This is a genomic window from Sphingomonas rustica, from assembly GCF_039652585.1.
In the GTDB taxonomy this organism is placed as follows: Bacteria; Pseudomonadota; Alphaproteobacteria; order Sphingomonadales; family Sphingomonadaceae; genus Sphingomonas; species Sphingomonas rustica.
Window position 1 is genome coordinate 325520 of record NZ_JBDIZK010000001.1, and the last position, 23120, is coordinate 348639.

The following is a 23120-nucleotide window of genomic DNA, read 5'->3' on the forward strand; positions in this document are numbered from 1 at the left end:
GTCATGGCACCATGATCTGGCGGACGGCGGTGCCGTCGGCGAGTTCGTCAAGCAGGGTGTTGATCTCGCTCATCGGGCTGACCGAGGTGAGCAGCAGTTCGACCGGCAGCCGCCCCGCCCGCCACAGGGCGATGTAGCGCGGGATGTCGCGCGCGGGGACCGACGAGCCCATATAGCTGCCGATCAGGCTCTTGCCGTCGGCGACCAGCGCGACCGCGGGGATGTCGAAGCGTTCCGCCGGATTGGGCAGTCCGACGGTGACGATGCGCCCGCCGCGCCGCGCCGCGGCATAGGCCTGTTGCAGCACCGCCGCCTTGCCCACCGTCTCGATCACGACGTCGGGCGCGCCTTCGGCAAACCGTTCCGCAAATGGCTCGCCCGGATCGATCGCATGAGCGCCGAGCCGCTCGGCGATCGCGCGCTTTGCCGGGGATGGATCGACGGCGACGACCGGGGCTGCGCCACAGGCGATCGCCGCCATCAGCGCGGACAGTCCCACCCCGCCCAGGCCATAGATCAGCACGGACTCGCCAGGGCGGACGCTCGCCGAATTCATCACCGCACCGGCGCCGGTCAGGACCGCGCATCCGAACAGCGCCGCGATCTCCGCCGGAATGTCGGCATCGACCTTCACCGCCGAGCGCCGATCGACCACGACATGGCTGGCAAAGGCGGAGAGGCCGAGATGGTGATGCACGTCGCCGCCGCACGAATCGTGGAGCCGGCGCCCGCCGCCCAGCAGCCGTCCCTCGCCGTTCGCTGCCGCCCCGACGCCGCACATGAACGGTTCGCCCGCCCGGCATCGCGGACAGTCGCCGCACGAGGGCAGGAAGGCGAGGATCACCCGGTCGCCGACGGCAAAACCGGGGTCGCGGTCGGTCCCGGTCGCCTCGACGATTCCCGTCGCCTCGTGCCCCAGCGCCATCGGCATCGGCCGGGGCCGGTCGCCGTTCACGACCGAAAGGTCCGAATGGCACAGGCCGGCCGCGTCGATCCGGATCAGCAGCTCGCCCGGTCCCGGCGGATCGAGCGTGAGTGCCGCCATCTCGATCGGCGCGGTCTTGCGATAGGGCCGGGCGTGACCGCCCGACTGCGTCAGAAGCGCGGCGGTGACCTTCATTACCGGCCCTGTCCCCATTTGCGATCGAACTCCCAGACCTTCTCGAAGCCGATCATGCTGCAGAAGGTCTTGAAGTCGAACAGCGGGATGTCCGCCGGCTCGCCGTCCAGATCGTCCTTCAACCGGGTCAGCGCAAGCTCGACCGCCGCGGCGGAGACGAGACTGGTCAGCGACGGATAGATGGCGAAGGCGAAGCCGATCTGGGCAAGCGTATCGCCCTTCATCGGCGGGGTCAGGCCGCCATTGGCCATGTTGCACAGGATCGGCTGCTCGAACGTCTCGCAGACCTTGCGCATTTCCTCTTCGCTGGTCAGCGCCTCGGGGAAGAGGATATCGGCGCCGGCCTTGGCATAGGCCTCGAGTCGGCGCAGCGTGCCGTCGAGCCCTTCCGACTGGCGCGCGTCGGTCCGCGCGATCACCAGCATCTGGTCGCGCGCATCGACCGCGACCTTCACCTTGTCGACCATGTCCTGCGTCTCGACGACGCGCTTGTATGGGGTGTGCCCGCACTTCTTGGGGAATTCCTGATCCTCGATCTGGATCGCTGAAACGCCGGCAGCCTCGTAGCCGCGAACGGTGTGATCGACGTTCAGCAGCCCGCCAAAGCCGGTATCGGCATCGGCGATCAGCGCGGCGCTGCACGAGCTGCGGACCGTCTGCATCCGGTCGAGCATCTGGTTGTAGCTCACCAGCCCGGCATCGGGCAGGCCATAGGCCGAGGCCGTCAGCCAATAGCCGCTGCCATAAACGATATCGAAGCCGACGCGATCGACCATGGCGGCGGTGATCATGTCCTGGACCCCCGGCACGACGAAGAACTGCTTCGAAGCCAGCCGGTCGCGCAATCGTGTATCAGCCATGTCTCTGTTCCTTGTTCCACAGCCAGGGAAACGCGCGGCGCTGCCCGGCTTCGTAATCGGCAATATCGGCGGCGTGCAGCGCGCGGATGCGCGCGATCTCGTTCCACCCGTTGAGCAGTGCCTCGCGCCGGTCGTCGGGCACCGTGAAGGGGATCGGCGGCATGTCCACTGCTTCGATAAGGCAGGCGCGAAGGTCCACGCGCAGGGTCGCGCCCGCCTCGACCATCGCGCCGATCCGGGCCACCATCGCTGCATCGAGGACGATCGGCAGCATGCCGTTCTTGAAGCAGTTGGAGAAGAAGATCTCGCCGAAGCTCTCCGCGATGACCACCCGGATGCCGAGGCCGGCAAGCGCCCAGGCGGCATGCTCCCGGCTGGACCCGCAGCCGAAATTCGGACCGGCGACGAGGATCGGTTCTGCCCGGCAATCATCGGGGCCGAGCCGGAATCCGGCATCGCGCCGATCGTGAAAGGCATAGCGGCCAAGCCCCTGCTTGGCGGTGATCAGCAGGAACCGTGCGGGATAGATGATGTCGGTATCGACATCGGCCTCGGGCAGCCACCAGCCCGCCCCCTCGACCGTGACGAGCGGGGTCATGCCAGTGTCCTCACATCGACGATCCGGCCCGAGACCGCAGCCCCCGCGACCATTGCCGGGCTCATCAGATGGGTGCGGGCGCCCGGGCCCTGACGCCCCTCGAAATTGCGGTTCGACGACGAGGCGCAGCGCGCGCCAGGCGGCAGGCGATCGTCGTTCATCGCCACGCACAGCGAGCATCCGGGCTCGCGCCACTCGAACCCGGACGCGAGGAACAGGCGATCGAGCCCTTCCGCCTCGGCCTGGCGCTTCACCGCCATCGATCCGGGAACGACCAGCGCCCGCACGCCCGGCGCGACCCGGCGGCCCGACAGGACGGCAGCCGCCGCGCGCAGATCCTCGATCCGGCCATTGGTGCAGCTGCCGATAAAGGCATGGTCGATCGGCAGGCCGAGGATCGCGGCACCGCCCGCCAGATCCATATAGCGCAGCGCCTTGTCGGTCGTCGCATCCCGGGCGGCCGGAACGACCCCGCTGATGTCGATCACCTGGCCGGGGCTGGTGCCATAGGTCACCTGCGGCGCGATCGACGCCGCATCGATCGTGATCTCCGCATCGAAGATCGCGTCCGGGTCGCTGGCCAGCGTCTGCCAATAGGCCTGGGCCCGGTCCCAGTCGTCGCCGATCGGAACACGTGCACGCCCGCGAAGAAACGCGAATGTCGTGTCGTCCGGCGCGACCAGCCCGGTCCTTGACCCGGCCTCGATCACCAGGTTGCACAGCGTCATTCGCCCTTCCATCGACAGCGCGCGCACGGCGGGGCCGGCAAATTCGACCGCGAAGCCGGTGGCGCCCGACGCCCCGACGCGGCCGATAAAGGCAAGCGCCATGTCCTTGGCGCTCACCCCGGCGCCGAGCACGCCGTCGAAGGTGACGCGCATGCGCCTGGCCTTTGCCTGCCACAGCGCCTGGGTCGCCATGACGATGCCGCACTCGCTTGCCCCCACGCCGAACGCCAGCGCACCGAAGGCGCCATGCGTCGAGGTGTGGCTGTCGCCGCAGACCAGGGTGATGCCGGGCAGGGTAAAGCCCTGCTCGGGACCGATCACATGGACGATGCCCTGCCCCGGCCCGGCCAGGTCGAGATATTCGATGCCGAATGCACCGCAATTGCGTTCGAGCAGGTCGATCTGCGCCGCCGCCAGCGGATCGGCGATCGGACCGCCGCGGTCGTGCGTCGGGACGCTGTGGTCGGCGACCGCAAGCTGGGTTTCGGGGCGATGGACGCGCAGCCCGTCCTCGCGCAGCATCTCGAACGATTGCGGCGTGCTCACCTCGTGCAGCAGGTGACGGTCGATATAGAGCAGGGTCTGCCCATCGGGCGCATCGACCACCACATGGGCGTGCCACAACTTGTCGTACAGCGTGAGGCCGGCAGCGGCGATGTCGGTTCGGACGGTCATGGCGATGCCCGGCGGTGCGCCTTTGCGGGTCCCGCGGCAAGCGGCCGGCGACCGCTCTCCGCTGTACGATCAATGACGGTTCAGCGAATCCCCTCGAGCCAGGCCAGGACCAGCCGGGCATAGCGGTCGGGCACCTCGACCGGCGGGTAGTGGCCGACATCCTCGAGCGCGACGAACGATCGGGTGCGGGCGTTCGCCAGATAGCCGTCCAGCTTTTCGCCGAGATAGGGCGGCAGCACGGGATCGCGCATGCCCCAGATGATCAGTACCGGTGCCTTCACGCCGGCGAGGCGCGCCATCGTCACCTCGCGATTGGCGGTCAGCGCCTGGAGCCCGGTATAGTTGGCGTCGATCCCGCGCAGGTTGTAGTTGAAATAGGCGCTGACCTGATCCTCGGTGATGCGGCCCTTGTCGCCCCACAGCCATTCGAAATAGGTGCGCCAATAGGGCCGGTCCTCCAGCCCGTTCGCCTTGGCGCGGGCATTGGCGGCAGTCATCTCGGGCGTGAGCACGGGCTTGAGACCGTTGACCGGATCAGAAGGCGTATTCGACAGGACCAGTCCGTTGACCCGGTCGGGATAGGTCGCGGCGAAATAATAGGCCAGCGTGCCCCCGCTGGACGTGCCGAGCACGCTCACCCGGTCGATCTTCAGCGCGTCGAGGAACTGGCGCACCATGTCCTCGGGCGAGCCGACCGCAGCGATGGCGTCCTTCGTCAGGGGTCCCGACAGGCCCTGAGGCGGCTGATCGAACCGGACCACGCGGTAGTGCTTGACCAGCTTCGCGACGACGGGGTCCCAGCTGCTGAGCGTGCTGCGCGAGCCGTGCAGCAACAGCAGCACCGGCCCCTTGCCCTCGTCGCGATAGCGCAGCTCGACCCCGCCGGCGATCTTCAGATAGCGATCCGCGGGATTGCCCAGCTTCGCCCGGAGTTCGGCCAGCGGAACCGGGCTCGGCGCGGGAGCGGGCTGCGCCGCAGCGCCGGTCGCGACCGCGCACAGTGCGGCCACCAGAGAGATCAGCCGTCGCATCGTTCTCGTCCCCTTATCCGTCACCGCTTCGGCGCGAATGCCATCAGGCCGGCGCCAACCATGTTCAGAATGCCCGGCACGATCCCGAACACCACCATCACCCCGACCAGCGCAGCCTCGGATTGCGGCAATCCGGCCACCGCACGCGCGCTGTCGAAGCCGAAGGCGCCGAAGATCAGTCCGGTCAGCAGCGTGCCGCCAAGCGCAAAGGCGATCTTGTCGGTCGCGATCCAGGCGGCGGAATAGAGCCCCGCCCGGCGCTCGTCCTCGGCCGCGACATCGGCGACCATCGAGAAGCCGAGCATCGCCCAGCCCGAATTGCCGACGGCGGCCAGGAACGAAAGCGCGAAAGCCGCTTCCGCGCCCCAGCTCGCAGCGAAGGACCAGGTGAAATAGAACAGGCCGTGGATCATCGCGCCGGCGATGTAGCAGTTGCGCTTTCCGAACCGCGCCGCCAGCGCGACCCAGATCGGCTGTGCCACCAGGATGCCGGCGCATGCCGCGATCACCAGCCCGCCGATCAGCGTCAGCGCATCGGCACGCCCCATATTGTAGCTGAGGAAATAGAGCAGCGCGGCATAGGACATGCCCTGCCCCACCAGCTGTAGCAGGTTGGCGCCGAGCATGATCGAGAATTTCGGGGCAAGCAGCGCACGGACGGCTTCGCCCGCGGTCATGCGTACCCGCGGCGCTCCCGGGGCCACCTCGGGACGCCCGCGCGTCGCCATCGTGACGCCGAACCAGGCGATCAGCAGCGCGATGGGGCAGACGATCGCCAGCACGATCGCCATGGCTTCATAGCCGGCGACGCCGCCGCCGAACTGCTGGACGAGCGCAGGGGCGATGCCGCCCGACAGCATCACGCCCGCGGCGGTGAACGCAAGCCGCCACGCCATCAGCACGTTGCGCTGGCGCGGCGTCGTCGTCAGCTCGCCGGCGAGCGCCAGATAGGGCACCGAGAAGCTGGCGAAGACGATCATGTACAGGCTGAATACGGCGGCGACATAGGCGATGCGGACGCCGGTCGATGCCTCGGGCACATGGAACAGCAGCAGCATCGCCGCCGGTGCGCCCATCGCACCGACCAGCAGCCAGTTCTTCCGCGCGAAGCGTCGCTTCCAGCGATCCGAAAGGACACCGACCATCAGATCGGCGCCCACCCCCCAGACCAGTTTCGGCACGAAGATCGCCGCACCCGCGATGGCCGGGGCGATGCCCAGCACCGATGTCATGAAAAACAGCAGCAGCAGCGACGGCAGGTCGCGGAACACCTGGCCGGCGATCTGGCCGAAGCTGTAGGCGATCAGCGGCACCATCGCGGTGCTCCGTCCGCCCTGGGCGGCATCGAGGTCGGGTACCGTTGCGGCGGTCATGACGTCACTCCCTCGTGCGTGCGCGGATCAATCATTTGCGGGTCAGGCGGACCGGGCCCGCCTCGCCCAGATACGAGTCGAGCTTGCGGCGCGATGCCGAATCGCGGTTCAGGAACCCCCGCATGAACAGCGTCGACAGGTCGATCGCCTGGCCGAGCTGCGCCGTCTGCGGCGGGCCTGGCAGTTCGCGGCAGATCAGCCCGCCGAAATAATGGTCCACACCGTCCAGGACGAGCGCATAGCGATCCCCGCCGGCGCGCGCCGCCTCATAGGCGTCGAGATGGCCACGCCAGCCCGCCGGATCGGTCCCGCCGATCGGGACGTCCTTGTCGCCGGTCTGGATCAAGGCAGGGACCGCCAACCTGGCATAGCCGCTGGCGGGAATCAGCGCTTCGATCGCGCCGGGCGGCGAAAAGGCGACGACCGCGGCAACGCGCGGCTCGCGCTGAATGCCGCCCAGCCCCTCCGGCATCACTGCCTCCGCACCGCCCATGGTGAGCGCGGTCAGGGCGCCATAGCTGTGCCCGGCGGCGATGAACCGCGCCGAGCCGATGGTCGCGGCCAGCGTGCGCATGTCCTCGATTCGCGCGCGCCAGCTTGCCAGTCCGGCAAATTCAGCGGTGCGCGGATGATCGGTCGAATCGACATGCAGCGGGGCGAGGATCTCGTAGCCGGCATCCGCCCAGGGCTGGAGCAGCCGGGCATATTTCCACGGCGCGGACGCGGCGCCGTGCGAGAAGCTGACGGTGCCGCGCAGCTTGCCGGCGGGTGCCCAGCGCCAGACCGCTATCTCGCGCCCGCCCGGCCCGGCGAGCACGCGCTTCTCGGGCTCCGCCGCCACCGCAGCCAGTCCCTCGACGCTGCCGGCAAGGGCGACCCCGATCGCACCGCCCAGCACCGCGCGGCGGGACAGCGATACCGAATGGACGACGTCAGCTTTCGGTTTCATGCCTTCCCCCTGCCGCACCCGTCGGCATCCCGCGTCAATGTCCGGACTATCCGCACGCAAAGCCTTGCGCAGCGAGCGCATGCGCAGGATCTATCCGCCTGCCGGAGATGCACGCCGCCTCGCCCTTCTCGGGCGAAGGATTTCGTGTTGCCCTTGCCAACAAATCTGAGGATCGCATCATGCTCGACATTCGCCAACCGCAACTCCGTCCCGAAATCCAGGCTTTTCTTGCGCGGCGAGGCCGCGGCGAGGGGCTCCTGATCGGCGCGGAATGGCGCGCGGCATCCGACGGCGCGACGATTTCGACGATCGATCCGGCAACCGGCAGCGAAATCGGGCGGGTGGCGCAGGCGAGTGGACGCGATGTCGATGCGGCAGTCGCCGCGGCGCGCGGCGCGCTGGGCGCCTGGTCGCAGACCACGCCGGTCAACCGCGCCCGCATCCTGTGGGCGATCGCCGACCTGATCGAGGCGAATATCGACGAGCTGGCCGAGCTGGAGACGCTCGACCAGGGCAAGCCACTCTTCGTCGGCCGTTGGGCGGAAATCCCCGGTGCGGTGAACCAGTTCCGTTTCTTCGCGGGCCAGGCGATGGCGATCGAGGGACAGACGATCAACAGCTCGATCGACTATCAGCCCGCCGGAAAGCAGGTCTCGACCTGGACGGTGCGCGAGCCGGTCGGGGTGGTCGCGGCGATCGTGCCTTGGAACTCGCCGCTGGTGCTGACCGCGATGAAGCTTGCGCCGGCACTTGCGGCAGGCTGTACCGTGGTGCTGAAGCCTGCCGAGGACACCTCGCTGTCCGCGCTCCGCCTCGCCGAGCTGATGGTCGAGGCGGGCTTGCCCGCAGGCGTGCTCAACGTCGTGACCGGCCTGGGCTCGGGAACCGGCGCGGCGCTGGCGGCACACCCGGACGTGGACAAGGTGTCGTTCACCGGGTCGACGCCCACCGGGCGGGCGATCCTTGACGCCGCAAAGGGCAATTTCAAGCGGGTTACGCTGGAACTGGGCGGCAAGTCGCCCGCGATCGTGCTGCCGGACGCGGATCTCGACCTGGCGATCCCGGGAACGGCCAACGCCATCTTCTTCAACGCGGGCCAGGTCTGCGTGGCCGGATCGCGCCTCTATGCCCATCGCTCGATCTTCGACAGGGTCGTCGAGGGAATCGCGGCCCATGCCCAGGGGCTGGCGCTGGGCCACGGGCTGGACGCCGCGACCCAGATGGGACCGCTGGTGTCGACGAAACATGCCGAGCGGGTCGCAAGCCTGGTCGACGGCGCACGGACCAGCGGCGCGACCCTGTTGACCGGGGGCGAGCGTCTCGGCGCGGCGGGAACCTTCATGTCGCCGGCGGTGATCGTCGACGTCCAGCCCGACATGGCGATCGTGCGCGAGGAAGTGTTCGGCCCGGTGCTGGTCGCCCAGGCCTATGACGACCTGGACGAGGTGGTCCGTGCCGCCAACGATACCGATTACGGCCTTGCCGCCAGCGTGTGGACCCGGTCGCTGTCCGATGCGCATCGCCTGAGCGGCGCGATCCGCGCGGGTACGGTGTGGATCAACTGCCACTCGATGTATGACGCATCGCTGCCGATCGGCGGGGTGAAGCATTCGGGCTGGGGTCGCGACAGCGGCAAGCAGGCGCTCGACAGCTATCTGGAATGGAAGACGATCTGCGCGGTGGTGTGAGCCCGTTTGGGCTGCACCGTGCTCGCTTAGCGGAGAAACCGAAGCGCGGGGCTGTCGCCATCGATCCCAGCCGACACAATCGGATGCATGTCGGGCCGACATCGGCCCCGAGATTTGCTGGGAAAGGGATTCAATGGCGTATCGCCTGGGAGTCGATGTAGGCGGGACCTTCACCGACCTGCTCTTGCTCGAAGAGGAAAGCGGCGCCTTCTGGCGGTACAAGACGCCGTCGACGCCGGCCGACAGTTCGGTGGGCATCCTGACCGGCGTCGAGGCGATCTGCGCCCAGGCCGGGATCACCCCGGCCGATATCGAGGTCTTCCTTCACGGCACCACCGTCGCCACCAACGCGATCCTGGAAGGCAAGGGATCGCGCGTCGGCCTGATCGTGACCGAGGGTCACCGACAGATCATGCAGATCGCGCGCAGCTTCGTCCCCGGCGGACTTGCCGGATGGATCGTCTGGCCGAAGCCCGAGCCGCTCGCCGCGCTGGAGGACACGTTCGAGATCAAGGGCCGCATGGACGCCTTTGGCAACGAGCTGCGCCCGACCGACGACGACGACATTCGCGCCGCGCTGGAAAAGGTCCGGGATCGCGGGGTCGAGGCGCTGACCGTCAGCCTGATGAACAGCTATATCAACGGCGCGCACGAACGCCGCGTCGCGGAACTGGCGGCCGAGATCCTGCCCGATATTCCCATCTCGCTGAGCCATGTCGTCCTGCCCGAGATGCAGGAATATGAGCGCACCCTGACCACCGTCGCCAATGCCGCGGTCCGGCCGGTCGTCGGCCGCTATGTGCGCAACCTGCGCCGCAAGCTGCGCGATGCCGGCATGCAGGGGCGGATCTCGCTGCTGCGTTCGGACGGCGGACTGATGTCCTCCGAAGCGTCCGAGGAACATCCGGTCGCGCTGTTGATGTCCGGTCCCGCGGGCGGCGTCACCGGCGCGCTGTGGGTCGGCAAGAATGCCGGGATCCGCAATATCCTGACGCTCGACGTCGGCGGCACGTCGACCGACGTCGCGCTGATCGAGAATCTCGAGCCGCGCCGCGTGCGCACCACCGAGGTCGGCAGCCTGTCGGTCCGCGCATCGGCACTCGACGTCAAGACCGTCGGCGCGGGCGGCGGATCGATCGCCTATGTCCCCGAACTGACCCGGGCGCTGCGGGTCGGGCCGCAATCCGCCGGCGCGGTCCCGGGGCCCGTCGCCTATGGCAAGGGCGGAACGCTGCCGACGGTGACCGACGCCAATGTCGTCCTCGGCTATCTGCCCGAGGCGCTGCTGGGCGGCACGTTCAAGCTGGACCGGCCGGCAGCGGAAAAGGCGGTCCAGACGATCGCCGACGCGCTGGGGATCGGCCTGTACGAAGCGGCGCGCGGAATCATCGACATCGTCAACGAGAACATGTTCGGCGCGCTGCGGATGATCTCGGTTCAGCAGGGCTATGATCCGCGCGACTTCGCGGTGATGGGATTCGGCGGCGCCGGACCGCTTCACGTCAACGCGGTCGCACGGCTGATGCGCAGCTGGCCGGCAATCTCGCCGGTTTCCCCCGGCGTGCTGTGCGCGCTGGGCGATGCGACGACGCAGATGCGATCGGAAACCGCCCGGTCCTTCTCGCGGCGGATCAGCGAGACCGACGAGGCGGAAGTCCGCACGATCCTCGAAGAGATGGCGGCGCAAACCCGCGACGCGCTGCTGGCCGACGGGGTTCCCGAAGAGGAGATCACCAGCCTGTTCGAGATCGACGTTCGATACGAGGGCCAGGCATTCGAAGTCCCGCTGGCGATCGACGCCGAGACGCTGGCCCGGGACGGCCTGGCCGGCATCACCGACCGGTTCGATGCCGAGCACAAGCGGCTCTTCACCTTCAACATGGAATCGCCGCACGAGCTGGTGAACCTGCGCGCGGTCGCGCTCGGCAAGCCGCTCGAGCTGGAAGCCGCCGAACTGCCCGGGGGCGACGGCGATCCGATCGGTGCCAAGCTGCGCGATCACCAATTGTGGATCGATGGCGAGCTTCGCCCCGCGGTAATCTACGACCGCGCCAGGCTGCGCCAGGGCGACATCATCCCCGGTCCGGCGATCGTGATCGAGATGGACTCGACCACGCTGATCGAGGCCGACTGCACCGCCATCGTCGACCGCGTCGGCAACATCCTCATCAACCCGACCAACGCCTGAAGGACAGACCGATGCCCGCCACGATCGTCCAGAGCAACGCCGCCCCCTTCACTCCCGGTCCGATCGACCCGGTCACGCTGGAAGTGATCGAGAACGCCCTGCGCAACGCCCGCGTGGAGATGGACGCGACGCTGGTGCGCACCGCCATGTCGCCCGGCATCCGCGAACAGGGCGATGCCTTTCCGCTGATCGCCGACCATCAGGGCCGGATGATCGTCGGCCAGTTCGGATCCTATATCGGCCCCTTCCTCGAAGGCTTTGACGGCACGATCGAGGATGGCGACATGATCCTGCTGTCCGATCCCTATTCGGTCGGCGGCGCGATCAGCCATTCGAACGACTGGCTGGTGCTCCTGCCGGTGTTCAAGGACGGGCGGCTGATCGCCTATACCTCGATGTTCGGCCACCAGAGCGACATCGGCGGCATGGTCGCCGGATCGATGCCGATCCACGCAACCTCGATCTTCCAGGAAGGCGTGCGGATCCCGCCGGTCAAGATCTACCGCCAGGGCCAGTATAACAGCGACTTGATCGAGTTGATCATGACCCAGGTCCGCACCCCGGACTGGTGCCGGGCCGACCTCAACGCGCTGATCGCCTCGTGCCGGGTCGCGGCGCGGCGGGTGGTCGAGATGGCGGAGCGGTTCGGCGACGACGTCTTCGTGGCGGCGACCAACGAGCTGCTGGCGCGAAACTATCGCGCGATGAAGCATCTGATCCAGACGTCGGTCGGCGAGGCGCCGGTCAGCTTCGAGGATTATATCTGCGACGACGGGATGGGCTTTGGTCCCTACAAGATCAAATGCACGATGTGGCGCGACGGCGAGAAGGTCGTGCTCGACTTCTCCGGCACCGATCCGCAGAGCCCCGCATCGATCAACTTCTTCCTGAACGAGAATATGCTGAAGATGTTCTTCGGCATCTACATGATCATGGTGTTCGACCCGCAGATCCTGTTCAACGACGGCTTCTACGACCTGATCGACGTGCGCATTCCCGAGGGGTCGCTGCTGAAGCCCGAATTTCCGGCCGCGCTGTCCGGGCGGACGCATGCGCTGGGACGGATCTTCGACGTGCTCGGCGCGCTGCTCGGCCAGAAGACGCCGGAGTTCCTCAACGCCGCCGGCTTCTCGTCCTCGCCGCATCTGTTCTATTCGGGCACCGATCGCAGCGGGAAATATTTCCAGCTGTTCCAGATCGGGTTCGGCGGCGTGCCCGGCCGGCCGCTGGGCGACGGCCCCGACGGCCACTCGCTGTTCCCGGCCTTCACCAACGTGCCGAACGAGTTCCTCGAACGCTATTTCCCGATGGTGATCGAACGCTACGAGACGGCGGCCGATTCGGGTGGTGCCGGGCTGCATCGCGGCGGCAACGGCATCCACATGACCTATCGCTTCCTCGAGCCCGGCCGGATCGCGATCCATGACGATCGCTGGTTCGTGCCGCCCTGGGGCGTCAATGGCGGCAAGCCCGCCGAACGGGCGCGCAAGATCCTGGAGAAGCCCGACGGGACGCAGACGATCGTGGGCAACAAGCAGGAAGACATCGAGGTCGAGGCGGGCGACCAGTTGCACTTCATCACCTGGGGCGGCGGCGGATGGGGCGACCCGCTGGAGCGCGATCCGGCGCTGGTCGCCAAGGAAGTGCGCCAGGGCCTGGTCACCGAAGCCGGCGCTCGCGCCTATGGCGTGGTCGTCACCGACGGCCAGGTCGACACGGCGCGAACCGATGCGCTGCGCGCCGAGCAGCGCGCGACACGCCCCGATCTGGAGACCTTCGACTTCGGCCCGGACATCGAAACGCTGCGCGCCAATTGCGAGGTGGAAACGGGGCTCAAGGCGCCGCGCCAGCGCCGCTGGACGCAGTCGAACCTGCCCGAGGCGATCGCAGCGGAATAGACAGAGCGTCGGCGCCGCGACAAACATGTCGGGCGCCCCGCCGTCAGCACGGCGGAGCGGCTGTCGTCCGCAGCCGCGACACGCGGTGACGGCATGGCATCACAGCCGCGCCGTCACCGCCTTGGTCTCGAGATAGGCGTCCAGCCCGTCCTGGCCGAATTCGCGGCCCCAGCCGGACTGGCCGAAGCCGCCAAAGGGCACGTTGGTGCCGACGGCGCCGTGGCAGTTGATCGAGACATGCCCGGCCCGGATGCGCGACACGAGGCGATGCGCGGTCGACAGGTCGCGCGTCCAGACGCTGCCCGACAGGCCGTAGGGCGTATCATTGGCCAGGGCGGCGATCTCGTCCAAATCCTCGGTCGCGAACCGCCGCACCGCCATCACCGGTCCGAAGATCTCCTCCTGCACCACCGCCATGTCGGCCGTCGTGTCGGTGAAGATCGTCGGTTCGATGAAGTTGCCCGGACGATCCAGCTTTCGCCCGCCGGCCGCCAGCGTCGCGCCCGCGGCAACGGCGCGGTCGATATGGCCCATCACCTTGGCCGTGTGCGCATCGGAGATCATCGGACCCAGCATCGTGCCCGGCGCCAGGCCGTGGCCGAGCGTCATGCCGCCCGCGAACGCGCCCAGCGCCTCGACGAACCGGTCGTGGATCGACTCGTGGACGAAGATCCGCGTCCCGGCCATGCAATTCTGGCCCTGGAGGAAGAAGGTCGCCATCGCGACGCCGGGAACGGCGATCTCCAGGTCGGCGTCGGGCATGACCACCACCGGCGACTTGCCGCCAAGCTCGAGCGAGACCTTCTTCAGATTGCCGATCGCCGCCTGGACGATCCGGCGGCCGGTAGCGGTCGACCCGGTGAAGCTGATCTTGTCGACGCCGGGATGCGCGGCAAGCGCGGCGCCGGCGTCCGCGCCCAGCCCGTTGACGATGTTGACGACGCCGTCGGGAAAGCCGGCATCGAGGATCATCTGGCCCAGCGCCAGCGCCGAGAGCGGCGTTTCCTCCGAAGGCTTCATGACCACGGTGCACCCCGCGGCGAGTGCCGGGGCCAGTTTCAGGATGGCGGTGGACAGCGGCACGTTCCACGGCACGATCTGCCCGGCGACGCCGACCGGCTCGCGCAGCGTATAGGTCAGCGCTTCCCCGCCCGCGGCGATATGCCGCGGCGGCGCGAGCGTCGATCCCTCGATCCGGAGGATGGCGCCGGCATAATAGTCGATCATCTCGACATTGTTGGCCACGGTCAGCTCGGCGATGAACATCGGCATGCCGTTGTCGATGACGTCCAGCTCGGCCAGCAGGCGGGCATTGTCCTGCATGATCCGGGCGAGGCGGAACAGCAGCGCGGTGCGGTCCGCCGCGGTCATCCGCCGCCAGCTGCCCTCGAAGGCGCGCCGGGCGGCGGCGACCGCCTGGTCGATCTCGGCTGCCCCGCCCAGCTGGACATCGGCGAGTTTCAGGCCCGTGGCCGGATCGACCGTCGCGCGGGTCCCGGCGCTGCCCTCGACCCAGGCCCCGTCGATCAGCAGCCGGTGCGGGCGTTCGAGAAAGGCGCGCGTTTCAGGGGCGAGTGCGTGGCCGTCGAACGGAGCGATCTGGGTCATACGGAGACGGTCCTGCAGTCATAGTCGAAAAGGCCGAGCGACTCTTCATCGCGCATCTGGCCCAGGCCGAACAGCGCGCTGTCGGCGCTCTGCATCCGGTCGGCATTGGCGTTGCTCTCCGCCTGGATGAAGGTCGCGCGTTCATGGCGCGCATCGACATAGCGGCGCAGCCCCCCGGCAACCGTCTCCGCAGCGGCCAGCGCACGCGCCAGCACGATCGCATCCTCGATCGCGCAGGCCGCGCCATGCCCGAGAAAGGGCGTCATCGCGTGCGCGGCGTCGCCGAGCAGCGCGACCCGGTCCTCGACCACCCAGTCGGGCAGCGGCGAGCGGGCGTTGATCGCCCATTTGAACAGCGGCTGCCGCGACGCGGCGGCAATCAACGCCTGAACCTCGTCGCACCATCCGGCATAGGTCGCGGCGAGATCGGCCGGATCCGCCGGAATCGTCCATCCTTCCTCGGTCCAGCCATCCTGCCGCGCGAAGAAGACGATGTTGAGCAGCCGGTTGCCGCGCACGCCATAGCGCGTGATCATCCGCCCCGGTCCGATATGGATTCCGGGATACTCGACCAGGTCGCGCAGCGCGCCGTCCACCGGCACGAGCGAGCGGCAGGCGACATGGCCCGTGAAGATCGCGGGGCCGCTTTCGAACCGGCGGCGGATCACCGACTTGACTCCGTCCGCGCCGATCAGCGCATCGCCCTCGATCCGTTCGCCACTGGCGAGGATCGCGGCCGCACCGTCGCTGTCGACCACCGCGGCATCGTTGCGCAGTTCGACGCCCGCCGTCGTCGCCGCGTCGAGGAGCAGCTTGTGCAGGTCGGCGCGGTGGACGGTCACATAGGGCGCGCCATACCGGTCGCGCTGGCTGGCCCGCGCCATCGGCACGAGGATGCGGCCATCTTCCCAATGCTGGATCCGCTGGCGCGACGGCTCGATCCCGGCCGCGGCGACCTGCTCGCAGATTCCGATATGGTCGAGACCCTTCATCGCGTTGGGCGACAGCGTCACCCCGGCGCCGATCTCGCCGAAGACGGGCGCCGCTTCCAGCAGCACCGCGTGCATTCCGGCCTGGGCAATGGCGGTGGCGGCGGTCAGCCCCCCGATCCCGCCACCCACGATCACGATTCTCTTGTCGCTCATCCGATACTCTCCCGCCGATCGCGACCGGGTCTATGCCCCGGCGGCATCGCTACTCAAAACCCGCGGGCGGATTGCTCGCCTTGCGGAGACGCGCCGGAGGTTCGGGCGCCCGGCGACGCCCGCCGCGACACATTGAGGGGGTCGCTTCTGTCCCGAAGGTCAGGGGCGCGGTCCGAACCTGCGGTCGAAATAGTCGATCGTGGCGGTCAGCGCCTTGCGATGCGCGGCGACCGTCTCGGCCTGCGACTTGCCGAACCAGCCATGGTTGGCTCCCGGGATGATCATCAGCTCGACCGGGACGCCCGCCGCCTTCAGCGCAGCCGCCATCACCTCGCTCTGCTGATAGGGAACGGCGAAATCGGCATCGCCGTGGATCAGCAGCATCGGCGCATCGCTCTTGTCGATATAGGTGACGGGCGAGACCGCACGCTTCTGCTCGACGGTGCACTGCGCCGTCTGGCAGCCGACGAACAGCCGCGTCGGATCCTCGGGCGGCTGGGGCGGATATTTGACCGGTCCTTCGAAATTCAGGTCATAGATGCCGAACCATCCGACCGCTGCCTGGACGCAGGCCGACGGAGCCGGCTGCTCCGGCGGCCTGGGACCTCGGCGGCGCGATTCGTCGACCGGTTCCAGCGCCGCGACACCGCAACTGGTCGCGGCGAGCCCGATCAGGTGCCCGCCGGCGGATTCGCCCCAGATCCCGACCTGGCCGGGATCGATCCCATAGTCCCCGGCATGGGCACGCAACCAGCGAATGCCCGATTTGACGTCGCGGATCGCCGCCGGAAACGGCGCTTCCTTGGCAAGCCGATAGCTGACGGCGGCGACGACATACCCCTTTGCCGCCATTGCCGCGAGAACGCCCGGCCAGTCGGCAAATGCCGCAGCTTCCTGCGGCGTGCCCGCGACCCACGCGCCGCCATGAACCCAGATCAGCAAGGGCCGGTTTGCCGCCTTCGCATTCGCCGGGCGATAAATGTCCATCCGCAGGGGGCGATAGCCCATCGGCTCGACGAAGATCCGCTCGCTGTGGATGACCCTGCCGTCCAGCATCGGCGTGTCGATCGAAAGCGACGATGGCGGCAACGGCTTGCCGCGCTCGATGATCGGCGCCGCGGCGGCAATGTCCGCATTGGACTGGGCGGCTGCCGGCAGGCCGGCGAGCATCGTGCCCGCCCCCAGCAGCGCGGCGCCAAGCGCGCTCAGCGCCCTCATCGCCTGCCCTTCCCGAATGCGGCGACGCGGCGGGCCGCGTTGGCGCGGATATCGGCGTAGAACAGCCCCATGTCGTGGAAATGCATGCTGCCCCCCGGCAGCGGTTTCAGGTCCAGCGCCGGATCGGGTTCGACCACCAGATAACCGTCCGCCTCGCACCGCGCCGCGACCATCGCCTTTCGCAGCGGCAGGACCGGACCCGCGCCCGGCTCACCCGGCGCGGCACCCCGGCTGGCCGAACGATCGGCGACCGGCTTGCGTCGATCGAAGGTCAGCGGATTGATGCACAGCGCCCGCTTCCCCGGATCGTCGCCATAGCGCGTCACATAGGCCTTTTGCTGCATGGCGGCGGCGGCGGGGCGGTCCAGTTCGGGCAGCACCGCGTTCCATCCGATGACGCACCCGGTCTGGGCTGGCAGGTCGCACGGCTTGAGCGTCTTGTAGCGCCGGCCGAACTCGCCCTCGGACAGGTTGATGCCGATCACATAGGCGGCAACCATCCGCGCCGCGACCGGCTGTCCGTCGATCCGGCGCTCGAGCAGCTGGGCGATGTGCCAGGCACCCTGGCTATGCCCCACCAGGATGAAGGGGCGCCCGCCATTGTCGCGCTTGAGATAGTCCTCGAACGCGCGCTCGACGTCCGAATAGGCAAGATCGAAGGCCGGCCGGCCGGCACCGTCGAGCATGAACACCGCGCGCCCGGCGGCCTGGCGATAGCGCGGCGCGAAGATGCGGCAACAGCCGTTGAAGATCGCCGCCTGTCGCGCGACGACGCTGGCATCGTTCCAGCCATTGGTCGCCGGGTCGGCCACATCGGCGTTCCAGTCGCTCTGGCCGCGAAAGGTGGTCGGGTTGACGTAGAAGACATCGACCTTCGGCGCCGCGGTGCGAGCGCTGGCACCGGGAGCAACCGTCGCGGCTGCGCCTTCCCGCCCCGGCCGCGCCGCCCAGCTTTCCGGCTTCGAATAATCGGGCGGAGGCGGTGCCTTCGCCGGATCGAACGCCTGCGCCATGGCCGTATTGCCGCCAAGCCCGAGCAGCAATGCTGCGATGGCCCCAAACCCGATCCGCATTTCTGGTCCCCCTATCCGGCTCAGGCAGTCAGCACTTCGAGCGCGACGCGCTCGGACGACTCCAATGCCCCTTCGAGGCCGCGCGCGCCCTCTGCCGTATGCTCGCCGCAGAAATGGACGCGGCCGAGCGGCGCAGCCATCACCTTGGCGAAGGCGGTCACCTGCCCCGGCTTGAAATAGGCGATCTGGCCCAGGGTGAAGCGCTCCCGCGCCCAGCTGAACAATGCCGCGCCCTTGACCTTGCCCTTGGCTGCCGGACGAAGCGTCTCCAGCCGCGAGACCACATGCGCCAGCGCCGCTTCCTTGCCCATCGCGTCCCAGACGGCCGCCAGGTTGCCGCGCGCCTGGACCATGAGCCCGGAAATCTGGTTGGGATCTGCCCCGAAACGCTGCGGCAAGATGGTGCCCAGCTGGTCGTCGGTGAACATCGCCGGCGACAGGCCGTCGCTCAGCCAGAAGGGCTCGCTTGCCGTCAGGAAGGCGATCGTCAGCGCGTTATAGCCCAGCGTCTGCACCGCCTGCGCCTGAGCGCCGCTGAACCCCGGCGTCATCGAGATGGTGCGCAGCGTCGAGAAGGGCAGCGAACACACGACCCGGCCGGCGCGATAGACGGATCCGTCGAGGCACCGCACCTCGACACCGGCCGCCTGCGAATCGATCGCCACCACTTCCTTGCCCAGCAGGACATCGCCCTTGATCAGCTTGGCCATGCCGATCGGCAGGTTCAGGTTGCCGCCGCGCACCGCCAGGGTGCGCTTGCCCGCCGCCATCTGCGTCTTGATGAAGCCGTCATTGAACTCCATCATCAGCTGGGCGACGTCGAACGAGCTCTGTCCATAATAGGGGGACAGGTCGTTCGCGAGGCGGATCGCCGCGTCGCTGAGCCCCTGCGCCTTGAGGAACGCGTTGAGCGAGATGTCGAGCGCGGTATTGGCCGGATCATTCCAGGTGCTGAAATCGGCGAGACGGTTGTGCTGCGCGATCAGCTTGCCGACGACTTCGCCGGGAAGATTGCCCTTGAGCGCATCGGGGAAGGGATTGAGCGGAGAGCGCGCCCATTCCTCGCGGGTCAGCCGCTTGCCGCCCAGCCACACTTCCTGCTGCGGCCCGCCATAGAAGCGGGGGCCGACATCGACCATCTCGACGCCTGCGCGCTTGGCCGCATCAAGGCCGCGGCCATAGCCCTCGCCCATCGAGTTGAACCCCATTTCGGGATAGCCGGGCTGGTCGAGCAGCGTGAAGACGCGTCCGCCGACCCGCTGGCGCCCCTCGAGGACCAGGACCTTCAGGCCTTCCTTCTCGAGCAGCGCGGCGGTGTTCAGGCCGGATACGCCGGCACCCAGCACGATCACGTCGATCGGCTTGTCGCGGGCGATCGCGGCGCGTGCCGATCCGGCCGCCAGCACCGCACCGGTTGCAGCCATTCCCATGGTAAATCCACGACGCGTCAGCTGCACTCGACCCTCCCTTAGCTTTCCAGCCAGACTGGCATGGCGATGGCGGGGCGTCGATACGCCGCCCTGCCCTGCTCGCTTGTCGGATAGTGACAAGCCATGGCTTGGGCTGCGACGTGCCCGCTCCTAGGACGCCTGATCGGCACCGGGTTCAGCTGGGATCAATGCTCGCGGTGCCACCAGTGCACGACCCCGTTAGGATGATGCGAATGACCTCCAAGCTCCAGCTGACCGCGCTCCTGGTTTCGACCGGCGCCTTCGCCACCTTGCTCGCCGCGCCTCGATCCGATGCCGCAGCCCCATCGCTGCCGGCCCCGGCAACGGCGCCCGCGCCGGCAATGCAGGCAGGCAACCCCGCCACCGGTGCGAAGCTGTTCCTGCAATGCCGCGCCTGCCACACGGTGAACCCGGGCGGCGCCAACACGGTCGGTCCGAACCTTGCCGGCATCATGGGCGCAAAGGCGGCGACCCGTCCGGGATACGCCTATTCGCCCGCACTCAAGAATGCGAAGCTGACCTGGGACAAGCCGACGATGGATGCCTGGCTGACCCGGCCGGCCAAGGTTGCGCCAGGCAACAAGATGGCATTTGCCGGCATGTCCAACCCCCAGGCGCGCGCCGACATGATCGCGTATCTCGCGACGCTCAAGGGCAAGTAAGGCCGGCCCACGAGGCACGAAAAAGGGGCCGGGTCGTCGTCGCGACCCGGCCCCTTTTTTTCACGCCTCGTGCGATCAACCCGCCGGGTAGACGGGGTCGAGCACCGATGCCGGGTTCTCCAGGACCTTCGGCCAGCGCTTCCTGGTCGCCCGGGTCCAGCGCTCGGGCAGGTCGTCCAGCGTCACGCCGAATCGCCCGTTGCCGGTGGCGATCAGATTTCCCGGATGGCCCGCCATCTCCATCCATGGACGCCAGTCGACGAAGTTGGTGAAGTTGGATTCGGTCGGGACCCGCTTCGCGCCGGGCTTCAGCAAGTCGCTGACATGCGCATGCATCGACACGGTCTCGCTGTAGCGGAACGGCCTGGTCGCACCGGGAATCGCGGATTCGACGCGCGTCACCTCGGTGAACCAGATGTCGTCGCCGCGCACTTCGGGTGTGCGCACATAATGGTTGGCCTTCATTCCCGGCAGCGCGCGCGAGAACTCCATTTCGAGATTCGGCAACAGCGTGAAGCGCGATGGCGGCAGGTTCCTGCCCGGATCCTTCACCGTCTTGCTGGTGTAGGGATTGTAGAATTCGCCGGTCGCGTCGCCGCTCTTCGGATCGAGGAAATGGGCGATCTCGCCGTTGAAACAGTCATAGCCGCCATCGCTGCGCTTGCGATAACGGCTGAAGGTCACGCCGATCACGTCCCACAAGGGCGTCACCTCGGCATCGACGACACCGAAATAGCTGCCGCTGATATAGCTGATGATCAACCGCTCATCGAGCGCGCCGCGCATCATCATATAGGTGCGCAGCTTGCCCTCGGGCGTCTCTACGTCCAGCTTCGCGCGCGCTGCAGCCGCTGCGGAGGGAAGCCCGGCGCTCGCCGCGACCGCGCCGGCGCCCATCAATCCCAATGCCTCGCGGCGACCGATACCCGACATGAACTTCCCCCTGTTTGACGTTCGTTTCGACGGCAGGCGCGCCGCCCTGTTCCACCCGACGCTCAGGACCTGGGCGGCTTGGGCGCGGCGGGCGGCTGCGGCGGAGTCCAGCCCGGCGGTACCGGCGCCGGCTTCTGGAAGCGGGCATAATTTTCCAGGCTCGACAGCGAGGGTCCATAGTCCTCGGTCGGCGCGTGGAGCCATTTCTCGTCCATCGCGCGCGCCGCGGCGACGATGTCCGGCGACAGGCCCTTCTCGCCATGCGGTTCCGAACCGTAGGAGCAGGCATAGCTCATATGACCCGGCGCCTGGCCCATCAGCATCCAGGGCAGCCAGGGCGTGATGCGGGTCCAGCTGCCCACATGCGGAATATGGGTCAGCTTCGGGTTCGCGACGTCGGAACGCTTCATGTAATAGGAGAAATATTCGGAGACGCGGTTCATGTAGCCCGACGACTCCCGCACCCATTTCTCGGGGTTCAGCGCGTTGGGATAATAGAGGTCGATCGCGGTGTTGAGGATGATGTTCCCCTCGCCGTCCTCGCTCCAGTCGAGCAGGAACGGCCGGCGCGGCGGCTTGTCCTTGTTCAGCCCGCCATAGGACGGGGGCTCGGGCGCGAATTCGCTGATCGTGAAGTTGAACGGATCATTGGCGATCGGCACCACCGCCACTTCCTCGCCGGTATAGGGATTCTTCCAGCTTTTCAGGATCTCGCCGGTCGTCACGTCGCGGTAGAAGACGATCTCGCGCAGCAGCTTGCGATAGCTGCCGTCCTCGAGCTTCTTGAGGCGGGTGAAGCTGAAACCCTCGACCTTGAAAAGCGGACGGATGCGCTCATTCTCGCGCACGCCATAGGCCGTGCCCTTGATCCAGCCGCACTTCTCCTTGCCGAAGTCGAGATCGCCGTCCAGCCGCGCGAACGTGTCGCGATTCCATTTGGGATCCTTGAAGTCGATCTTCGACACGAAGGAAGGTCCGCGGGGTACCGCGAGTGCGGGGGCCGCAGCCATGCCGATGGCTGCACCGGCGAGGCCGAGGCCCTCCCGGCGTGTGATCCCGTTCTTCATCGCGCATCTCCCACCTTGTTCGTCATCGCGAGGCTGCCTTAGCGCCGCCCCCGCCGTCATCCGCTCGTCCCGGCCTATCCGAACAACGGATAGCGCGTGCCAGCCTGGAGGCAAATCCGGCCCCGCCCCCGCACTCTGGCACCATCAGCCTCCTGTACCGCCACCGCCATCGATACCCGCTGGATTTCGGCAGGCCGGCACGGCCGATCGAGGTGCAGGAGGACGGTACGCGGTAATCATGGACGGGAGAGTTGCACGATGATCGAAGAACTGAACAAGGCCGGAGTGCGCGAGGCGATGCCGATCCTCGCCAGCAACGAGGGCGTGTGGGAAGGCTGGTACCGCTATTATGACGCGACGACCGGCAAGCTGGTCGACGAGCATCGCTCGCGCCTGATCTGCCGCCTGTTCACCGACGAAGGCGGCGTCGACCGCTATCACCAGACCAACTATTATTTCTGGGAAGACGGGCGGAGCGAGACGCGCGATTTCCCGGCCTGGTACGAGAATGGCCGGGTCTGGTGGGACAATGACCTGATCAAGGGCTGGGCCGCGCATATGCAGCCCGACGATCATGGCCGCTCCACCTGCCTCAACTGGATCCGCAAGGACGAGCCCGGCATCTACCTGTACGAGATGATCCAGAACAACGATGCGCGCACCCACCGCGCCCGTACCTGGCAGTGGTTCCGTGATGGCCTGTGCTACCAGCGCACGCTGATCGACGAGAAATTCATCACGCCCGACTGGCGCAACTGGACCGATCATTCGGCCCCGAAGGACTGACGCAACTCACTCCACGCGGAAAAGGGGGCGCCGGTCTATCCGGCGCCCCCTTTTTTCATTCATGATGGA

Annotated in this window: 19 protein-coding genes; 5 read left to right on the top strand and 14 right to left on the bottom strand. The window is 67.7% G+C overall.

Features of this window, described 5'->3' with window-relative positions; all coding sequences use genetic code 11:
* Position 1 precedes the first annotated feature (1 nt).
* The 7 genes from TPR58_RS01470 to TPR58_RS01500 form a co-directional block, all read right to left on the bottom strand.
* Entirely contained in the window at positions 2–1120 is a 1119-nt protein-coding gene (locus TPR58_RS01470; protein WP_346244824.1) for an alcohol dehydrogenase catalytic domain-containing protein, read from the bottom strand.
* Entirely contained in the window at positions 1120–1980 is an 861-nt protein-coding gene (locus tag TPR58_RS01475) for an isocitrate lyase/PEP mutase family protein (protein WP_346244825.1), read from the bottom strand. The genes TPR58_RS01470 and TPR58_RS01475 overlap by 1 nt, the downstream gene beginning before the upstream one ends.
* Positions 1973–2578, bottom strand: coding sequence for a 3-isopropylmalate dehydratase small subunit (leuD, locus tag TPR58_RS01480; RefSeq protein WP_346244826.1), 606 nt, complete (start codon positions 2576–2578; stop codon positions 1973–1975). The genes TPR58_RS01475 and leuD overlap by 8 nt, the downstream gene beginning before the upstream one ends.
* Positions 2575–3981 carry a 3-isopropylmalate dehydratase large subunit gene (gene leuC, locus TPR58_RS01485; protein WP_346244827.1) on the bottom strand — a complete coding sequence of 469 codons (1407 nt, stop codon included), beginning with the start codon at positions 3979–3981 and terminating at the stop codon, positions 2575–2577. Before leuC ends, leuD begins: the two co-directional genes overlap by 4 nt.
* Positions 3982–4061: 80 nt before the next feature.
* Positions 4062–5012, bottom strand: a complete 951-nt coding sequence (locus tag TPR58_RS01490) for an alpha/beta fold hydrolase (RefSeq protein ID WP_346244828.1) — start codon at positions 5010–5012, stop codon at positions 4062–4064.
* A 20-nt stretch (positions 5013–5032) separates the two neighbouring features.
* On the bottom strand, positions 5033–6385 hold the full coding sequence (locus TPR58_RS01495) for an MFS transporter (protein WP_346244829.1): 1353 nt from the start codon (positions 6383–6385) through the stop codon (positions 5033–5035).
* A 31-nt stretch (positions 6386–6416) separates the two neighbouring features.
* A complete protein-coding gene (locus TPR58_RS01500) occupies positions 6417–7334 on the bottom strand; it encodes an alpha/beta hydrolase family protein (RefSeq protein ID WP_346244830.1) in 918 nt (305 codons plus the stop codon).
* Positions 7335–7513: 179 nt separating this feature from the next.
* Here TPR58_RS01500 and TPR58_RS01505 point away from each other — a divergent pair, with 179 nt between their 5' ends.
* From TPR58_RS01505 to TPR58_RS01515, 3 genes are all read left to right on the top strand, one after another.
* A complete protein-coding gene (locus TPR58_RS01505; RefSeq protein WP_346244831.1) occupies positions 7514–9022 on the top strand; it encodes an aldehyde dehydrogenase family protein in 1509 nt (502 codons plus the stop codon).
* Positions 9023–9155: 133 nt separating this feature from the next.
* Entirely contained in the window at positions 9156–11210 is a 2055-nt protein-coding gene (locus TPR58_RS01510) for a hydantoinase/oxoprolinase family protein (protein ID WP_346244832.1), read from the top strand.
* 11 nt (positions 11211–11221) lie between these two features.
* On the top strand, positions 11222–13108 hold the full coding sequence (locus TPR58_RS01515) for a hydantoinase B/oxoprolinase family protein (RefSeq protein ID WP_346244833.1): 1887 nt from the start codon (positions 11222–11224) through the stop codon (positions 13106–13108).
* A gap of 99 nt (positions 13109–13207) precedes the next feature.
* Here the strand turns inward: TPR58_RS01515 and TPR58_RS01520 are convergent, their stop codons facing one another.
* The 5 genes from TPR58_RS01520 to TPR58_RS01540 form a co-directional block, all read right to left on the bottom strand.
* Positions 13208–14716, bottom strand: a complete 1509-nt coding sequence (locus TPR58_RS01520) for an aldehyde dehydrogenase family protein (protein ID WP_346244834.1) — start codon at positions 14714–14716, stop codon at positions 13208–13210.
* Complete coding sequence (locus TPR58_RS01525; RefSeq protein WP_346244835.1) at positions 14713–15861, bottom strand: FAD-dependent monooxygenase; 1149 nt, start codon at positions 15859–15861, stop codon at positions 14713–14715. Before TPR58_RS01525 ends, TPR58_RS01520 begins: the two co-directional genes overlap by 4 nt.
* Positions 15862–16020: 159 nt before the next feature.
* The gene (locus TPR58_RS01530; protein ID WP_346244836.1) at positions 16021–17079 is read right to left on the bottom strand and encodes an alpha/beta hydrolase fold domain-containing protein; all 1059 of its coding nucleotides are present in this window, start codon (positions 17077–17079) and stop codon (positions 16021–16023) included.
* A complete protein-coding gene (locus TPR58_RS01535; protein WP_346244837.1) occupies positions 17076–18152 on the bottom strand; it encodes a DUF3089 domain-containing protein in 1077 nt (358 codons plus the stop codon). The genes TPR58_RS01530 and TPR58_RS01535 overlap by 4 nt, the downstream gene beginning before the upstream one ends.
* A gap of 20 nt (positions 18153–18172) precedes the next feature.
* Entirely contained in the window at positions 18173–19582 is a 1410-nt protein-coding gene (locus TPR58_RS01540; protein WP_346244838.1) for a flavin monoamine oxidase family protein, read from the bottom strand.
* Between the two features lie 233 nt (positions 19583–19815).
* Here TPR58_RS01540 and TPR58_RS01545 point away from each other — a divergent pair, with 233 nt between their 5' ends.
* Positions 19816–20265 carry a c-type cytochrome gene (locus TPR58_RS01545; RefSeq protein WP_346244839.1) on the top strand — a complete coding sequence of 150 codons (450 nt, stop codon included), beginning with the start codon at positions 19816–19818 and terminating at the stop codon, positions 20263–20265.
* Between the two features lie 75 nt (positions 20266–20340).
* On the opposite strand, the gene TPR58_RS01550 is transcribed toward TPR58_RS01545, so the two are convergent.
* Both TPR58_RS01550 and TPR58_RS01555 read right to left on the bottom strand, forming a co-directional pair.
* Complete coding sequence (locus TPR58_RS01550; RefSeq protein WP_346244840.1) at positions 20341–21198, bottom strand: DUF1838 family protein; 858 nt, start codon at positions 21196–21198, stop codon at positions 20341–20343.
* 62 nt (positions 21199–21260) lie between these two features.
* On the bottom strand, positions 21261–22265 hold the full coding sequence (locus TPR58_RS01555; RefSeq protein WP_346244841.1) for a DUF1838 family protein: 1005 nt from the start codon (positions 22263–22265) through the stop codon (positions 21261–21263).
* Positions 22266–22523: 258 nt separating this feature from the next.
* Between TPR58_RS01555 and TPR58_RS01560 the strand changes: the two genes are divergently transcribed.
* The gene (locus tag TPR58_RS01560; RefSeq protein WP_346244842.1) at positions 22524–23051 is read left to right on the top strand and encodes a DUF3598 domain-containing protein; all 528 of its coding nucleotides are present in this window, start codon (positions 22524–22526) and stop codon (positions 23049–23051) included.
* Positions 23052–23120 lie beyond the last annotated feature (69 nt).

Bases quoted from the DNA above. Each gene is read 5' to 3' on its own strand.
- TPR58_RS01470 (WP_346244824.1), bottom strand. From the start codon at position 1,120: ATGAAGGTCACCGCCGCGCTTCTGACGCAGTCGGGCGGTCACGCCCGG.
- TPR58_RS01475 (WP_346244825.1), bottom strand. From the start codon at position 1,980: ATGGCTGATACACGATTGCGCGACCGGCTGGCTTCGAAGCAGTTCTTC.
- leuD (WP_346244826.1), bottom strand. From the start codon at position 2,578: ATGACCCCGCTCGTCACGGTCGAGGGGGCGGGCTGGTGGCTGCCCGAG.
- leuC (WP_346244827.1), bottom strand. From the start codon at position 3,981: ATGACCGTCCGAACCGACATCGCCGCTGCCGGCCTCACGCTGTACGAC.
- TPR58_RS01490 (WP_346244828.1), bottom strand. From the start codon at position 5,012: ATGCGACGGCTGATCTCTCTGGTGGCCGCACTGTGCGCGGTCGCGACC.
- TPR58_RS01495 (WP_346244829.1), bottom strand. From the start codon at position 6,385: ATGACCGCCGCAACGGTACCCGACCTCGATGCCGCCCAGGGCGGACGG.
- TPR58_RS01500 (WP_346244830.1), bottom strand. From the start codon at position 7,334: ATGAAACCGAAAGCTGACGTCGTCCATTCGGTATCGCTGTCCCGCCGC.
- TPR58_RS01505 (WP_346244831.1), top strand. From the start codon at position 7,514: ATGCTCGACATTCGCCAACCGCAACTCCGTCCCGAAATCCAGGCTTTT.
- TPR58_RS01510 (WP_346244832.1), top strand. From the start codon at position 9,156: ATGGCGTATCGCCTGGGAGTCGATGTAGGCGGGACCTTCACCGACCTG.
- TPR58_RS01515 (WP_346244833.1), top strand. From the start codon at position 11,222: ATGCCCGCCACGATCGTCCAGAGCAACGCCGCCCCCTTCACTCCCGGT.
- TPR58_RS01520 (WP_346244834.1), bottom strand. From the start codon at position 14,716: ATGACCCAGATCGCTCCGTTCGACGGCCACGCACTCGCCCCTGAAACG.
- TPR58_RS01525 (WP_346244835.1), bottom strand. From the start codon at position 15,861: ATGAGCGACAAGAGAATCGTGATCGTGGGTGGCGGGATCGGGGGGCTG.
- TPR58_RS01530 (WP_346244836.1), bottom strand. From the start codon at position 17,079: ATGAGGGCGCTGAGCGCGCTTGGCGCCGCGCTGCTGGGGGCGGGCACG.
- TPR58_RS01535 (WP_346244837.1), bottom strand. From the start codon at position 18,152: ATGCGGATCGGGTTTGGGGCCATCGCAGCATTGCTGCTCGGGCTTGGC.
- TPR58_RS01540 (WP_346244838.1), bottom strand. From the start codon at position 19,582: ATGGGAATGGCTGCAACCGGTGCGGTGCTGGCGGCCGGATCGGCACGC.
- TPR58_RS01545 (WP_346244839.1), top strand. From the start codon at position 19,816: ATGACCTCCAAGCTCCAGCTGACCGCGCTCCTGGTTTCGACCGGCGCC.
- TPR58_RS01550 (WP_346244840.1), bottom strand. From the start codon at position 21,198: ATGTCGGGTATCGGTCGCCGCGAGGCATTGGGATTGATGGGCGCCGGC.
- TPR58_RS01555 (WP_346244841.1), bottom strand. From the start codon at position 22,265: ATGAAGAACGGGATCACACGCCGGGAGGGCCTCGGCCTCGCCGGTGCA.
- TPR58_RS01560 (WP_346244842.1), top strand. From the start codon at position 22,524: ATGATCGAAGAACTGAACAAGGCCGGAGTGCGCGAGGCGATGCCGATC.